General features: G+C 37.2%; 12 protein-coding genes and 1 pseudogene. 3 read left to right on the top strand and 10 right to left on the bottom strand.

The genetic code is table 11. The annotated features are described in order from the left end of the window. Positions 1 to 154: 154 nt before the first annotated feature. Complete coding sequence (locus PYW34_RS06410) at positions 155 to 1099, bottom strand: L-lactate dehydrogenase (RefSeq protein WP_002289717.1); 945 nt, start codon at positions 1097 to 1099, stop codon at positions 155 to 157. A gap of 295 nt (positions 1100 to 1394) precedes the next feature. Next, a pseudogene (locus tag PYW34_RS06405) lies at positions 1395 to 2339 on the bottom strand (AraC family transcriptional regulator). A gap of 221 nt (positions 2340 to 2560) precedes the next feature. On the opposite strand from PYW34_RS06405, the gene PYW34_RS06400 reads away from it, so the two are divergent. Then, on the top strand, positions 2561 to 3775 hold the full coding sequence (locus PYW34_RS06400) for an MFS transporter (protein WP_002320890.1): 1215 nt from the start codon (positions 2561 to 2563) through the stop codon (positions 3773 to 3775). 21 nt (positions 3776 to 3796) lie between these two features. Continuing rightward, the gene (locus tag PYW34_RS06395; protein ID WP_002334360.1) at positions 3797 to 5812 is read left to right on the top strand and encodes a family 78 glycoside hydrolase catalytic domain; all 2016 of its coding nucleotides are present in this window, start codon (positions 3797 to 3799) and stop codon (positions 5810 to 5812) included. An 82-nt stretch (positions 5813 to 5894) separates the two neighbouring features. Here PYW34_RS06395 and PYW34_RS06390 read toward each other — a convergent pair whose 3' ends face one another. From PYW34_RS06390 to PYW34_RS06370, 5 genes are all read right to left on the bottom strand, one after another. Next, positions 5895 to 7268: a PTS ascorbate transporter subunit IIC gene (locus tag PYW34_RS06390; protein WP_002286041.1), complete on the bottom strand. Its 1374-nt coding sequence runs from the start codon at positions 7266 to 7268 to the stop codon at positions 5895 to 5897. Positions 7269 to 7293: 25 nt separating this feature from the next. Next, positions 7294 to 7578 carry a PTS sugar transporter subunit IIB gene (locus PYW34_RS06385; protein ID WP_002286047.1) on the bottom strand — a complete coding sequence of 95 codons (285 nt, stop codon included), beginning with the start codon at positions 7576 to 7578 and terminating at the stop codon, positions 7294 to 7296. A 1-nt stretch (position 7579) separates the two neighbouring features. Continuing rightward, positions 7580 to 9595 carry a BglG family transcription antiterminator gene (locus PYW34_RS06380; protein ID WP_002286048.1) on the bottom strand — a complete coding sequence of 672 codons (2016 nt, stop codon included), beginning with the start codon at positions 9593 to 9595 and terminating at the stop codon, positions 7580 to 7582. 178 nt (positions 9596 to 9773) lie between these two features. Further along, positions 9774 to 10079, bottom strand: coding sequence for a hypothetical protein (locus tag PYW34_RS06375; protein ID WP_002286049.1), 306 nt, complete (start codon positions 10077 to 10079; stop codon positions 9774 to 9776). Between the two features lie 88 nt (positions 10080 to 10167). After that, positions 10168 to 11199: a Gfo/Idh/MocA family oxidoreductase gene (locus PYW34_RS06370; RefSeq protein WP_002286050.1), complete on the bottom strand. Its 1032-nt coding sequence runs from the start codon at positions 11197 to 11199 to the stop codon at positions 10168 to 10170. A 206-nt stretch (positions 11200 to 11405) separates the two neighbouring features. On the opposite strand from PYW34_RS06370, the gene PYW34_RS06365 reads away from it, so the two are divergent. After that, complete coding sequence (locus tag PYW34_RS06365) at positions 11406 to 12281, top strand: MurR/RpiR family transcriptional regulator (protein ID WP_002295882.1); 876 nt, start codon at positions 11406 to 11408, stop codon at positions 12279 to 12281. A gap of 151 nt (positions 12282 to 12432) precedes the next feature. Here the strand turns inward: PYW34_RS06365 and PYW34_RS06360 are convergent, their stop codons facing one another. From PYW34_RS06360 to PYW34_RS06350, 3 genes are all read right to left on the bottom strand, one after another. Beyond that, positions 12433 to 13275, bottom strand: a complete 843-nt coding sequence (locus tag PYW34_RS06360; RefSeq protein ID WP_002286052.1) for a class C sortase — start codon at positions 13273 to 13275, stop codon at positions 12433 to 12435. 91 nt (positions 13276 to 13366) lie between these two features. Then, positions 13367 to 15244 carry a SpaH/EbpB family LPXTG-anchored major pilin gene (locus PYW34_RS06355; protein ID WP_115009428.1) on the bottom strand — a complete coding sequence of 626 codons (1878 nt, stop codon included), beginning with the start codon at positions 15242 to 15244 and terminating at the stop codon, positions 13367 to 13369. Then, entirely contained in the window at positions 15241 to 16662 is a 1422-nt protein-coding gene (locus tag PYW34_RS06350; RefSeq protein WP_002303814.1) for a SpaH/EbpB family LPXTG-anchored major pilin, read from the bottom strand. Before PYW34_RS06350 ends, PYW34_RS06355 begins: the two co-directional genes overlap by 4 nt. Between the last annotated feature and the right edge of the window lies 1 nt (position 16663).

Raw genomic sequence — 16663 nt, 5'->3', positions numbered from 1 at the left:
TTTCATATGTTCATATGTACGGATACATTTTCGGACCGATTAATTTTAACCATTCTGTTTATTTGCTTACCTATTAGATATCAATAAAAAACTGCTTAACAGCTATTTCAGCTGTTAAGCAGTTTTAGGATTTTTAGTTCATATTCATTGTTTCTTATAATACAGTGTTCAATACTTCTCTTAAAGCACTTGTTGATTTGCTGAACATTGCTTTTTCTTCTTCGTTGATTGATAATTCAACAACTTCACGAACACCATTTTCGTCAACGATTGATGGCACACCTGTAAAGATATCTTTTTCGTCGTATTCACCAGTTAAATAAGCAGATACAGGCAATACAGCTTGTTCGTTATTCAAGATAGCTTTTACGATACGTGCAGTACTCATACCAATACCATAGTAAGTTGCTTTTTTACGATCAATGATCTCATAAGCAGCATTACGGACTTTATCAGCAATCACATCTAATTCATCTTGGGCAATACGATGGTCTTTTTCTACAATTTCAAACACTGGTTTACCACCGACAGTTGTATGTGACCATGCAGCAACTTCTGAATCACCATGTTCACCTAAGATATAGCCGTGGACGCTGCGTGGGTCAACTTTTAATTTCAATGCGATTTCTTTACGGAAACGAGTTGTATCCAATGTTGTTCCAGTACCGATAACACGTGATGTTGGCAGACCAGATTCGTTCCAAGCGATATATGTCAAAATATCTACTGGGTTTGAAGCAACAACGATAATACCGTCGAATCCTGATCCCATGATTTCTTTTACGATTTGGCGCATGATTGACGCATTTGTTTTAACTAAATCTAAACGAGATTGACCAGGTTTTTGGTTGATACCAGCTGTGATAACAACGATATCAGCATCTTTACATTCTTCATAGCCACCTGACCATACAGCCACATTTTCATCGCCCCAAGCCATACCATCTAAAAGGTCCAATGCTTCCCCTTCTGCTTTTTCTTGATTCACATCGATCAATACTAATTCATTAGAGATTCCTTGGTTGATCATTGCATAAGCGATACTTGTTCCAACAAAACCTGTACCGACGATTACTACTTTACGACTTGTTTTTTTCATGAATAAACAGCTCCTTTTCATAACTATTTGTTACTTTCATGAAAAGTATAGTCTTGTTTATTCATTTTATCAACATGTTAATTATAATAGTTGTTATTATAATTTTTGATGGAAACGAATTCCTGAATACGCATAACAGATAAATGACAAATGTTTACACCTATATCCCCTGATAATACAACCAAAAGTTTAGAACTGAAAATAAATCCAAAAAAATTCGCTGCAACGATATAATAAGACAGCAATCGCACCTAAAACAATTTTCCTTCATATGCTTTAGTGAAAGATTTTCTTCTTAATGTTTATTTCTCCATTCATTGGGAGTACATGTTGAATACTTCTTGAATAATTTGAATAAAGAAGTCGTTTGTTTATATCCGATACGATTAGCGATTTCTTCCAACGAAAAACTCGTTTCTTGAATCAGTTCCAACGCAAAGTCGAATTTTTTCTTTAGAACCAGTTCTTGAAAGGAAGCATCAAAATACATTTTCAATTTATTACTAAGATAGACCGGATTGTAGCCAAAATGAGCTGCTGTTTCTTTTAACGTACAAGAAGTAAAATGCTTATCGATATAATCTAATACTCTAAGCATCTCATTTTCTGCGCATCCATCTGCTGATGAAAAGCTTTGTTGTTCTAATAAATGAGTCAATTCGATCAGTAATAGTGATGTATAGAGATTTAACGAACGGATCTTATGACTGTATGTATCAAAATAAATCAACAGCATATTTTCAATCAAATGCGTCAAACGACTTGTTTTTCCGCCGCGAAAATGAATGAATTGTGTATGTTCCCCTTTTTCTTTTGATGCATTGATCAAAAAAGAAGAAAGTAGATTATTTGTGCTTGCCAAATGATTCAATATCTCTGTAGATAAGGTTTCTTCTTTTAATAAGATGTTGATTAAAATATCCTCTTGCCCTGTGTATTCGATTCTTTGAGTAGCTTCTTTATCAATGATCACCACGTCACTTTCTTCCATCTCTATCCTTTCTCCATTAATAATTTATAAACATGTACCGCTATACATATAATTGATTTCAACAAAATCATGTGTATGCTCGGGAACTTCCGCATATCGACGGTGTTTACTGATATGAATATTTCCCTGTTGAAATAGATCCCCTCGGTGGATTTTTGGCGGTGTCTGAAGATGGTAAGCTAAGTTTAAATCATTGATATTCATTCCTTGTTCACGCTGCAGAGTTTCGATTGATTCTTCGTTACGCAAAAAAAATGTCTAATTCAGCTAGTTCCAATTGACTCCCTCTTTTTTGTAAGTGGTTTCTTTCGCTTATTAGTTCACGCTGTACTGCTATTATATGCAAAGCTATTTTTGGTTTCATAAAGACTTTCTATGGTTGGGACATGAACTTCCTGTGATTCCGCTATTGAGAGAATAACCACTTCATACTATATTTTTTGATAAGCGCTTACAAAAATGAAAGGAACATGCTTATGAATAAAAAGATGATGAAATTTTCTCTGCTGTCAGTCTCTCTTATTTTGACTTCTGCTGGTGCAGTCACGTCTGCAATTCCCAGTATGTCAGCTACTTATGCCACGCGTTCTTTATCTGCTGTTGAATTATTAACGACTGCTCCCTCTTTTATGGTCACTATTTTTGTTTTGATTAGTAGTTTTATTGCTAGGAAAATCGGACAAAAACAAACTGTGATCATCGGATTAGTGATTGCATCGATTTGTGGTATCCTCCCCCTCTTCTCACAAAGTTACAGTATTGTCTTAGCTTCAAGAGCTGGACTAGGTATTGGCTTTGGATTGATCAATTCTTTGGCAGTCAGCATGATTGCTGCCTTTTATCACGGAGATGAACGAGCCTCTATGATTGGTTTTCAAAGTGCATTTCAAGGATTTGGTGCAGCTTTAATGACATTTGTTGCAGGACAGCTAGTACAGTTCGGTTGGCAATATACCTTTTTAGTCTACGCCATCAGCTTACCTATTCTTGTCTTGTTTGTTTTGTTTGTTCCTACACCTGAAACAACTGAACTTCAATCACATGGCACAGCCCCAACAAGACAAGTAATCAAAACGAATCCTAAAATGATTAGTTATGGTATTTTTCTCTTGCTGGTCATCGTGGTATATAATGCTGTATCGATTAAATTAGCCACAGTCCTGACGACTTATTCTCTAGGAAACGAAACTAATGCAGCGAATATCTTAACAATCATGCAATTGGCAAGTATGGCTGCCGGAGTTTGTTTTGGCTGGCTTCAGACAAAAGCACATCGCTATATGCTTACACTTTCTTTACTACTGATGGGAATCGGCTTTGTATTGATTGCCACTGTGATAAACCTGTATGTGATTGGGTTTGGTGCGATCCTAACAGGAATTTCTTTTTCGTTATTCATTCCTTACTTATTCAACCAAGTAAGTATCCAAGCGCCCAAGTACGCGGAGAGTTTCAATACTTCAATCTTATTGGTTGGCGCTAATTTAGGTACTTTCATTGCACCATATGGTTTGCTCTTTCTCTCTTTTGCTTCTCTTGGGAGTAAAACACTTGCTGTTTTCGTCAATGGCAGTATCTTGCTGTTGATTAGCGCGCTTATTAGCCTTCTAGTAGTACACAGGACGAATAGAAAGACAGTGATAAGAGTAGATGAAGAAATAAAAGAACAATTGACAACAAAATAAATTTGATGGAGGTCGTGTAAAATGACAAATGAAAAACATAAAGATAGATGGCTTTGGTATCCTGGAGACTTTGAGATCCGCCATGGACTGCTACAAAATTTCCAACGGGAAGAACGAGGTTTTGACTGGCCAGCGTACTGGTACATGGATGATTGCCATCGGAACGTCAAGTTTAAGAGATATTACTTTCTTGATCAACCTTCCATGTTTAAAGTGACGATCCAAGGAGTTGGGTATGTAGAAATTAATGGACAAAAACATCCATGTGGAAAATGGCTGACTTGTCCAGCTGGTAAAGCAAAAATTCGTATCTTTGTAGGACATACATCAGGGCTACCAGCGATGTTTATCGAGGGAGACGAAGTAAAATCAGATATTGGCTGGACAGCAAGTAATTTTATTGAAGAATATCCAGCTGGCTGGAGTCCGCTTTATGTCGATATCGCAAAAGATCCAAATCAAATCTATTATCAAAAAGAATGCGTCCATCCAGTCACTGAAACGGAGATTGGCGGAGGAATCTTATTCGATTTTGGGCGAGCAGTGAATGGCTGTGTAGAACTAATATCTCTGGATGACCATATCGAATCTATCACTCTATGTTATGGAGAGTCCGATGTAGAAGCTATGGATATCGATTATTGCTACTATAAGCAAATAGGAATGACAAGAAAAATGAAAGCTCGTAAACGCGCTTTTCGCTATTTGTTTATACCAGAGGTTTCTACTGGAATGGTTCAACTTCAAGTTTTTCATGAATTTTTATCTCTTTCGAAACAAGCTGCTTTTTCAAGCGATTCTTCTTTACTGAATCAGATCTGGTCAGTATCAGAAGAAACCTTCAAGTTATGTAGTGATTTGTTTTTTATCGACGGTATCAAACGAGATCGCTGGATTTGGTCTGGAGATGCGTATCAATCATTCATGATCAATCAATATCTTTTTTTTGACGAGGAAATCAATAAACGAACGATATTAGCATTAAGAGGACAAAATGAAATCAAGCAGCATATGAATACTATCGTTGACTATTCGATCTTGTGGTTGATTGGTATCGAAAACCACTATATGATGACGAAAGACTATGAATTTTTACGCATCGTCTACCCTAAGATGCAATCATTAATGAGATACTTGATGGAGCAAACGAATGAATTAGGGTTTATTTATGGGAGAGCAAAAGATTGGATATTTATTGATTGGTCTGAAATGGATAAAGAAGGAACGCTTGCTGCAGAACAAGTCTTATTACTGAAAGCCTATCATTCCATGATCACTTGCAGAGATATCTTAGCTGAAACATATGGAGAGAACGAAAATTATCATACTCATCTCTATCAAGAAAAATATCAACTATTGAAACAAAACCTATTTGACTACTTTTGGGATGAAGAACTTGGCGCTTTTATCGATTGCTATGAATCTGGGAGAAGAAATGTGACGCGTCATGCGAATATTTTCGCTGTTTTATTCGATTTTGCTAACAAAGACCAACAGCAATCGATCTTAAAGAATGTCTTATTGAATGACACTATCACACAGATTACTACTCCATATTTCAAATTCTATGAACAAGATGCTTTATGCAAACTCGGACAGACGAATATCGTCTACCAAACGATTCTTGATTATTGGGGAGGGATGTTATCTCATGATGCGGTAACTTTCTGGGAAGAATACGACCCTACTCAAACAGGAAATGAAAAGTACAGTATGTATGGAGATCCTTATGGAAAAAGCTTATGCCATGCATGGGGAGCAAGCCCAATCTATCTTTTAGGACGCTATTTTATCGGTTTGTATCCAACAAAGCCAGGTTATGAAGAATTTATGATACAACCTAATCTAGATTCATTTGAAACACTGAATTGTACGCTACCTATCAAAGATGGAAAGATTTCGCTTGAAAAAACAAAAGATAAGATCGTGATTACTTCTGATAGAACAGGCGGAACAGTGAAAATGAATGGTAAAAGTTATCCTCTTCTAGCAAAACAGCCACTTGTCTTAACAAGCTATTCAAAAATAAATGCATAAAACAAAAAACTGCTTGCGACATATCAGAAGACTTTAAATCTTCTTCTGATATTGTCCAAGCAATTTTTATTTTGAAGTTTGCTTAATTCTGTTCTTTAGAAACAATGTTTGTTCTTTTTCCGGCAAAAAGAAAGCTAGATAATACGACAAGTAAAAAGAAAGCGATGATTCCAACTGTCAAGGCTATTTGACCGTATTCTCCTAGTTTCCCAAGTACAAGTCCTGGTACTAGATAATCAGTATCGGCAAATGTAGAAGAAGCGATTTTAAGATCTCCTAATACTGGAAGGATAAATAATGGCAGCCAACTAATCAATAAGCTATTGAAAGCAGAACCTAATACCGCCCCTCTTCTACCGCCAGTCGAGTTGCCGAAGACACCAGAAGCAGCTCCGCAGAAGAAATGTCCTACTACCCCAGGAATGATAACTGTAGTTTGCAAGCCTATCATAGCAAACATGGATAGTGTTCCTACAAAGAAGCTAACAAAAAAGCCAATTAATACAGCATTAGGTGCATATGGAAAAACGATAGGAACATCTAATGCTGGTTTAGAATCGGGTACGAGTTTTTTAGCAATCCCTTGGAATGCTGGAACGATTTCTGCCAACACCATTCGAACCCCTTGAAGGACGATAACAAACCCAGCTGTGAATGTTCCAGCTTGGATCAGTGCAAAGATTACAGCGTTGTCTCCATTGCTTAGTTCTCTTTCAACAAATCCAGGACCAGCTAACAAAGCAAGTGCGACATATACGATCGACATCAAGAGCATGATCGATACAGTAGAATCTCGCAAAAAGCTGAAACTTTTAGGAATCTTTATGTCCTCTGTAGAACGGTCTTTGTTTCCAAAAAACTTTCCGATCCATCCACTAGAAGCATAACCGATATTTCCGGTATGCCCTAACGCAACTTGATTGTTTCCAGTGATGTTCTTCATAAACGGTTGACAAAGAGCAGGCGTAATAGTTAATAGTGTTCCTTCGAAGACCCCGCCTAATAAGATCATCCACAAATTTGCAGTAAACCCCGCGCTTACTAAAATGACTGCTGTTAGACAAGAAACATAAAGCATTGCTTGACCTGTAAGAAAAATGAATTTATATCTTGTGAATCTAGCAAGTAAAATATTCACGATCATCCCTACTAGCATGATCAAAGCAGTAGGTGTACCGTATTGTTGCAAAGCAATCGCCACTACTGCTTCATTGCTAGGAACTACTCCTTGAGTATGCAGAGCTGTTTGGAACATCGAAGCAAAAGGGGTTAGTGAATTACTGATTAAACCAGCACCGCCGATCAGTACTAGGAATCCGACAAATGTTTTGATAGTTCCTTGGATCACTTCTGAAAATTTCTTCTTCTGAAGAACGAGACCAAGCAGTGCAATCAAAGAAACGAGGATGGAGGGCTGACTGACGATTGACACAAACAAATTCAACAATTTATCCATTGATAGTTCCTCCCTTGAATCATTTTTATTCTTTTGACAAGATCTTCGTTACTTTTTCTTTTACTTCTTCGCTGTCAATGATCGATTGCAAAGGTACGAGCTTTTCATCAGGTATAGAAGTTAGCGTATCTTTCAAAGAATGCTCAATGAAGAAATAATCAGCCATATCGCTAGATACACTTCCAACATCCGTATGACTTACTTCAAACTCGTCCACATCTGCTCCAAGATCTGCAAGTGCTTGTTTGATGTTCATCTCTACCATAAAACTTGTTCCTAATCCACTTTGACATACTGCAAAAATTTTCATATCATTCGTCTCCTTTTCTTATGATCGCTAATATTTCTTCTTTTGTTGATGCGTGTAATAAATCTTGAAGATTTTGTTTATTAGAAAGTAGCTTTGTTAAATTTGCCAAAGCCCGAAGATGTGCCTCATTATCGATAGCAGCTAAACAGATGAACAAACTAATGGGATGGGCTGGATTATCAAGCAGATCCACAGGTTGTTGAAGTTTCAGCAAAGACATCCCTACTTCGTTTACGCCATCTTCTGGACGAGCATGAGGTAATGCGATGTGATCGCCAATATGGATAAACGCACCATACTGCTCCACGCGCTCGATCATAGCTTTGATATAACTTTCTTCTATTTTATTTTCTGATAATAGCGGCTGTGCGGCAAATGTGATTGCTTCTTGCCAGTTTTTTGGTTGATCCGATAATTGGATCATTTCTTCTGTTAATAATTCAGATAGCATAGGACGTTGATCCTCCTTCTTTTCTAAAAGTTTGTTCATTTTACGATTTAATACTTGATAGAGCTTTTCTTCGTCTACGCCTTCTTTTAATTCGATATAAGGCAGTAGCGCCGACAACAATTCTTGGGCAGAAGGCATTGAAAATCCTGGTATCAGCCAATCTCTTTGTACTTGATTGATCAGCTGATTTTTTTCCAAGTCAGTCATGATTGGATGCAGAACATAGAGAGACTTTTTCTTATCAGTAAGTGTGAGAGGTACAGTAGAAAAAATAATATCGTAAGAAGTTTCGTCAACCTCGTGTAAGCGGTCAGCTGAATTAGTCTCTGTAAAAAAGATCATCGGGAATAATTGCTGAAGTTCACTTTTTAAGATCAATGAAGAGCTAATGCCACTTGGACAGACGATCACGGCTCTTATTTTTCTATTTCTTTCTTCTGCGTCCGCTTTTCTGATCTCTCCGCCAAATAGTATAGTGAAAAAACCAATCTCTTCTTCAGGGATGCTCTTCCCTATTCGTCTTTCTAACGGAAGTAATGCTTTTCTTGTCATTTCGTAGATGGAAGCATATTGATGCTTAATTTGATCGATCATCACATTAGGTAAATAAAAAGAATAGGAAATACGAAAATAGGCAGGGACCAAGTGATAAAAGACATTCATCAATAATTCACGAAACGAAGCAAATTCTACGGCCATCAGGAATTCCATGCGATGGATGACTTCTGAAGAACATTCCAGCAAAAAATCAAGTGCAGGCTCCTGGACATCTCCTTCAACGATCGATGCTAAGCAAAGAGAGAAAAATATAATCTCCGAATTTTGATGTTCGGAATAGCCAAGGCCAGTCAATACTTGTCGACTAATGTCAGTGACTGCAAGAGAAGCCAACAGTTCAGCATCTTTTACCAGTTCCATGGATGTTTTTCCAATTCGAATGGTTGTCAAACTCAAATAATAAGCTAATTCATCCATTCGATTTGGTGCGAATCGAAGATCTGATAGTGAAATCGTTTTATCTAGCAAATCTCTAACTTTGGCGTAATAATCAATGGAAAGGGTTGCGGTTAAATACGTGAGCCCAAATCTTCCAGCAAGTGACTGCATCAAACGAGCAGTGCGATTTTTTGCTTCTCTTCTTAATATTGCTTCTGACCCTAGCAGCCTAAAACCAGTTTTCCTAGTATACGACAGCTGACAATCTTCCACTTCTAATTCATTTCTTATCTTTTTGATATCTGACAGGACTGTCCCTTTAGAAACCTGAAGAAAATCTTGAAAATGAAAAACAGAAACAGACGTTGCAGTCGAATAAACCATCAAATAAAGAAGATCTCTTCGCTCTTGTTCGGTATACACAGCTTCAAATCGAGTAATATCCAAAAATTTTTCTGCCCAGTCGATTGCTCGGAATTTCTTTATACGGATACGGGTATCATCCACATATTCGGCAAAAGGAGTTAATTGTTTGATCGCCTCGCTTGTATTTACTTCGATGATCTCTGCTGCTTTTTCTAGACTGATTTCTCTTGGTGTTTTCAGGAGATAACTAATTTTGTAGTTCACAGCGCTGTTCACCTCCTACTTATATTCTAGTATGGTAGCGCTTTTAAATCGAGGGGTGTTTGGTACAACTTACAGTTGGATTTTTTTTACGACTGTACCGAACGATTTCTATCGAATGGATACAGAAAAAAAGCAGGTGACCAAATGTCTCCTGCTTTTATGAATTGATTTCGTCCGATCAATGATGATCATGTTTATTTTTTGAGGTCAGTTCTTCAAATTTTTCTTTGACATCTTCAACCGCTTTTTCGATATCTTTTTCAAAGTGATTGGGCTCATTAGGCTTTGTTTCCTCTTCTACAGAATTTGAACCAGATAAAGCTGTTTCTTTATTTTCTGTTTCACCAGAGTTTGTGCCAGCTAATGATTCTTCTTTGTCTTCTGTTTCACCAGAATTAGTTCCTGCTAAAGCCACTTCTTCTTCTGTTTTAGGGGCCATTGAACCTCTTAATCGTTTGTGTTTTTCACCGTCATAATTTGTCATGTTGGTTCCTCCTAGTAGTTCTATACTTTTTCATCGTACAATAAGACAGTTTATGCGTCAAAAAACAAACCCGATTCTTACAAATATGTCATATTTTTCCTTCTGATTCTTGAATGCTTTTGATTCCTTCTTCCAAAATTTTCATTTGTAAGATTGTTTCTTCATCTTTGATGACTTTTTCTGCGCCATTAACTAATGTCTCGTAAATCCCTTCGTAGACACGGCTGTAATCACCAACCTCGGAAATTACTTTTTCTTCATGATAACTCCCTTGTTCATCTATATAGGTCAATACACCATAATGTTCGGGCAAATCGATACCAAAGTCTTCATGATCAGGCATGTAAAACATTTTCAGATGTTCTTCTTGTCGATCTTTTGTTTGTTTCACGAACATCCCTTTTTTTCCGTAAACGACGAAACTTGGACGTTCTTTGATGCGGAAATAACTGGATTTTATCGAAATTTTCATATTTCCATAGAAAAAATCCAGATCGAAGTAATCATTCATTCGTCCTTTCCCTAAAAGTTGACGTACATCATAGCTGATATCATCTGGTTCGCCGAAATAAGAAAGAACTTGATCTACTGTATGACAAGCATGTCCATATAAATAGCTGTTCGCAGTAGAAAATTCATGCGTATTTTCTGGTACTTCCGGTCTGAAATAATCATAATGCATTTCTACTTCTAAAATATCCCCTAATTTTCCGCTTTCGATTACTTTTTGGACTGTCAAGAAGTCAGAATCGAACCGTCTGTTTTGGTAACATTGGATAAATAGACCTTTTTCTTTTGCTAATGCAAATAACTCTTCTGCTTCCTTTGACGTTTCTGCAAAAGGTTTCTCTACTAGTACATTCTTACCATGTTCGAGTGCCATTTTTCCATATTCATAATGAAATTGACTAGGTGTAGTGATGACAACTAATTGGATCTCAGGATCATCCCAAAGATCAGACAGCTGATCAGTATATTCGATGTCTTCGAATGTTTTCCACACTGGTTCAGATGGGGAAAAAATTTTTTTGATATTGATTTTGTTCGTAAGTTTTCTTGAAAAAGGCAAATGATAGCGATTTGTACTCTTTCCATTGCCAAGATAAGCGATTGTAAGCATGAGTGGTGCCTCCTTTTATTGATGTTTTCAGTATATCCTAGAAAAGCGCAGAAAGTATTTATAATAGCTATTCTGGTAAAAAAGTTCAGAAAAACACTTGTTATCATTCGGTTTGGTGAAATTAATGTTCAAAGTAAGGATAAAAATCAAAAAGATAGTAGCGGAACCAAGTGTTTATCAGTAAGATAGAATTTGGAGGTCAGATCATGCTTATTGAAGAAAAACTAACAAAACAAGAGTTGTTTACCACGACAGAGAAACGGATTGCCGATTACATCCGTAGGAATATCGAAGCTGCAGTCTACATGACGATTGAAGAATTAGCAAAAGCTACGTATACTTCCCATTCAGCTATCATTCGTTTATGCAAAAAAATGGGATTCAGCGGATTTAAAGAATTCCGTTTCGAGCTGGGGCGGGAAGTTCATCAATTGATTGCTCAGTTCAATCAAACGATTGATCCTAATTTTCCTTTTTCAAGTGAAGATAGCACTCAGCAAATTGCAAAGAAAATGGCGGATTTATCGATCCAGTCAATAAAAAAAGCACAATTGCAGATTGAACATGAAGATTTAGATCAAATCGGTAAAGTATTGAACAAGGCACAGCGAATCTTTCTTTTTGCAAAAGGTGATTCTCAAATCACGGCAAGGAAATTCCAGAATAAAATGGTCAAGTTGAATAAGTTTTTGATCATGGCTGAAGAATACAGTGATTCTTCTTGGAATGCAGCCAATTTGACTAGCGAGGATTGCGCCATTTTTATTAGCTACAGCGGTCGCATCCATCATTATGAACGAATAATGACCTATTTGAAGCATGTAGAGGCCCCTACCTTGCTGATTACCGGAAATCAGCATTCAGAAATGGCCAAACAGGCTGATATGTGTCTTGTTATATCGCAGGAGGAATATGATTTTGCTAAAGTAGCGACTTTCTCCTCTCAAATTGCCTTCGATTACGTATTAAATACGTTATTCTCAGTGATATATTCTCAAAATTTTGAAGAGAATATCCGCAACTTGAAAAACAAACAAGAATTGATGCAAAAAGGCCTTCTTAAAGAATATCGGAAAACTTAAGAAAAGATCCTCATTTAGTAATAAGAAAGATAGTGTTTGATAGGCTCTCTTTGATATCATCATAAAAACAGGCTGAAGTTTTCTTTTTCAAACCTCAGCCTGTTTGTTTACGGAACGATTCGAATAGATATATTATAGAAATGAGGAATAGCTAACTTCTGTTTCTTATTTTGAACGATTGACGAAAAAGATATATAAGAAGGAGGAAAATCAGTATACATGCAGCTAACAATCCATACAGGAAAAATCGTTTGTTCTCGGATACTTTCTGTACTTCTTTTTGAACTTCTTTTGCATGATAAGGAACCCGGTGCCCTCTGACAAGTAAGCGATGACTGTTGACCATATAAGGTGTACAAGTTAGGAGTGTCACGAAATCCTGCCCTTTTTCGATTCTCAGATCTTTTGTATCAGTCGGTTCTACCGTCTTGATCTGATCGACTTGATAAGCGAGTGTCCGTCCATTGATTTCGATATAGAAAGAATCACCTAAAGTCAGTTTCGGTAAGTCTGTGAACAACTTTGCTTGAGGCAGTCCTCGATGACTGGAAATAACGGCATGTGTATTTTCTCCCCCCGTAGGATAAGACGTTCCTTCCAATAATGAGGCACCTTTTTCTAGCAGCACAGTATTCGTTTCATCAAAAATTGGCAAATGGACATTGATCTCAGGGATCGTCAAAATACCGATCGTATGTTTCTCAAAATAGGTTCTATCCTTTTTCGCAGGTTCTTTTTTCTTAGTAAAGGGATCTGCACCTGGATTTCCACCTTCTTTTGCTAATTGCTGGTTTTTCTTTGTCATGTTTTCTTGGATTTTAGCCATGACTTCTTCATTTTCTTTGACCGCTTGTTGCTGATAATGAGAGATGATCTGCTGATCCAGATAATTATTCAGCGCGTCGCTAACAAATGGATAAGCTAGTATCCCTATTCCTGAGAGAAGCAAGAAAAGCATCAGCAGATCTAGAAGTTTTCTTTTCTTTGGTTTCATTCGTGTTCTCCTTGTGATGACTGTTTGATAATAAAAGAAAAAGGAGCATTTGCGTAATCCGCTGCTCCTTTTTCCAATTCTTGCAAAAAGACTAAATCTGACTGTGCTTGCGTCTAGCAAAGTACAGTCCAGCAATCAATAGAAGGACTACTCCTGCACCGATATACACATAGATTCCCTTACCGCCTGTTGAAGGAAGTGTACCTTTGTGTTTATTTGGTATTTTTTCAGGAGAAATCAACTGTCCTGCTGTTACATAAGATTGTTCATCGACAGTAAATGCTACACGGTTTGTTAATGGAACATATTTTTCTGGCGCTTTCGTTTCTTCCAGATAGTACGTGCCATATTTTAGACCTGTCACATCGATTAAACCGTTACTTGTGGTTGTAAAAACCGTTGCTGATTCTTTCGCCGATACCCAGCTGACGGCTTTTGTGGATGGGTCGATCGATAAATATTTTGCTGTGTCACTATCTTGATCACGAACGACGAATTCTGCTCCAGCAAGTGTTTGATCTGATGTAACGTCACCATCTACTTTAACAAATCGTTTGCCCCCAGTAACGACATCGACTGACGGTGGTGTTTGATCATTTGTATGCCCGTTATCGACATTTGCTTGGTTAGAAAATCCTTTGGTTGGATCTGCTTTTTCGTTCAAATGCATATAGTAAACGAATTTCAATGTACCGCCAGGAGTTAATGAAGGAATATAATTCGGATCAACTGAAACCGTGAATCCGTTTGTTTGTTCAGTGACAGAATAATTTGTTGGATCGATTTCTTTATCCCCATCATACAAGACATACGCATACGTTCCTGAAGTTTCATGATCAAATGTCAAAGCGGCGTCATGAGTATCAATGAGTTTGAATGTCGTGTACTTGTTTTGTGTTCCTTCTTTATCAGCGATACCTAAAGGAATATTGACAGAGATCTCATATTGGATTTTTTCTCCGATTGCGACATCTTTTCCATTCAATTGTGGAGTTGTCTTATCAACTTTGGACGTATCATTTTTGATTGTCTTTTCTACAGGAGTTTGACTATTTGCCAAGATCTCAAACGGCGTGTTTGTTTGATTATCAATCATTTCCGCATTATCAGGAGCTTTTACTTCTTCTAAATTATATTTTCCAACCTCTAAATGATTGACGATCAACTGACCTTTTTCAATCGTTGCCTCGGCAAAGTCATTGTTGCCGATGTCATAAGAATGACCAGTAATGAAATGTTTGGCTTTGGTTTGATCAGTTGTCCAAGTGTACAATCCATCTGTGACACTTTGGATGTATTTTTTGACGCTTGGTGTTCCTTCTTCTTTAGAAATAATAAATTCTGCTCCATTTAGTGCTTCGTTTTCGGCAGTACCGATTTTTGTAACTTTCAACGTTCCATCATTACCGACTGTATTTTTAGGGTAGAGATGGATAGTATCTAGTTCTTCTGTCCCGTATTTATAAGAGCCATCTGCTTGTTTGATCATCTCATATACAGGGAAAGCTAAAACCATGTTTGCGGCAGCTGACACTCCGTCTTTTGGTTCTTCTTTGATCGTGTAGACTGCATCTTTCCCATTTTGTTTTTTAGGTAAAGATAAAGTGACATTTCCATCAGCATCTGTCGTTCCTGAAGCAACTGGTGTACCAGGAGTCAAAGACTGGACTGCTTGTTTTGCTGCATCCACGGACGCTCCTTTATCTCGTTGCGCATAAAATTCTTGAGTGACGTTATAAACTGAAAATGAAATATCGGCTAATCCTTGGTATTGATCGAATTCGCTCATTTCTTTCCCGCTGTTTTGGATTAAAGGATCGGGTAAATCAGTCATTTTCTTTTTATGAAGGATGACTTGAGCTGCTGTCTCCTCTGCAAACACTTTTTTTGCGCCGAAGCTGTTTGTGAGTAATGGTAAAATAAGGAAAAGTACTCCTAACATAACGTTTATTTTTTTATGATTTTTCATTTTTTCACTCCTGTTCTTTTTTTGATAAACAACCAGATTGCAAAGCTTGCGAATACCATACCAACAACGCCTAAAAGTGTATTTTTCGTTTCGTTTGTTTTTGGAAGAAATGGACGGCTATTTTCTTTTTTATTGACTACTTTCAATATACTGTCCGCCTCTTTATCCTCAGAAAGAAAAGTTGAAATGGTAAACGGAATTTCTGTTTCACTTAAAATATAACCAGAAGGTGCTTCGATCTCTTTTAATCGATAACTTCCTGTTTTCAACCCGGAAATTGAAAAAGCGCCATTTTTATCGGAAATCAGGTGAAGCGCATCTGATTCGTTCTTTGTCCACTTGTATCCGTTGGCTGTTTGCTGGAGGTAATTTCCTGCTTTGTTTTTAATAAGGAATACTGCGCCAGCTAATCGTTTATCTGGTTTATTTGTCTCGATTTTGACAAATTGCTTACTCCCTGTATATACAGAAACTTTCTTTGTACTGATACCAAAACCAAAATCCAGTGTTCCGTTGTTGTTGATTTCCTTGTTCGCCTGTGCTGTACTGCTTAGCTGCATCTGATAAGAAATGGTCAGTTTTTTTCCAGCATATTTTTCCAACGAAGGGATCGAAAATAAAACATCAAATCCGTGAGGTTTCTTGTGTATGACAAAGCCTTCTGTCAGCTTTTCTCCATTCGATGAAATCGTTAAACTATTAGGTAAAAACGTTAATGCTTCATCCGCACTATCTGACAATTCGAACTTTTGATAGTCAAGGATATTTACAGGAATTGTCGTATGCAAGGAATAAGTGATTTTTTCACCAATCGTAAAATCATTTCTAGGCTCTTCTAATACCTTCTCAAAAGGTGGATCAGGGTAGTCGTTTTCTTCATTTTTAGGATACAAATGGATAGTTGAAAGTTTTTGATTGTTTTGTCCATGTACAGGAAGAACAACTACCATATTCTCTGCCTTTTCTTTGACGACTTCTGGTGCTTTGGATTCAATGAAAAGATACGCTTTATCTCTTTTTTCTTGATCTTTAGCGGCCAGAGAAAAAGAAGCGATACCATCTTCGTTGTTAAGAGTTGTAGTTGTTGCTTCTGCGGTAAACGTACCGGAAGACGCACCGTTTTTTGCGATCTCTGTTTGTGCTTCTTCTACCGTTTTGCCCTTTTCCCGTAGATGGTAAAAAGAATCTGTGACATCATAAACTTGGAATGTGACACCATTTAATCCTCGATACGTTTGTAATAACGCTTTTTCTTGTCCGTCATTTGGATGATTTTTCGGCAGTTGCCCGTTTGGGAAAAGCAATTTGTGTAAAGTAATCTGAACCATTTCTGTTTCTGTTTCTGTTGCTGCCTGAGTAAAAGCTGGTTTAAATAGTAACAAGAAGAGACACATACTAAGCCAACCAAGTTTTTTCATA

Source organism: Enterococcus faecium, from assembly GCF_029023785.1.
Classification (GTDB): Bacteria; Bacillota; Bacilli; order Lactobacillales; family Enterococcaceae; genus Enterococcus_B; species Enterococcus_B faecium.
The sequence above is the reverse complement of the archived record's forward strand: the minus strand, read 5'-3'. Positions and strand labels throughout refer to the sequence as shown.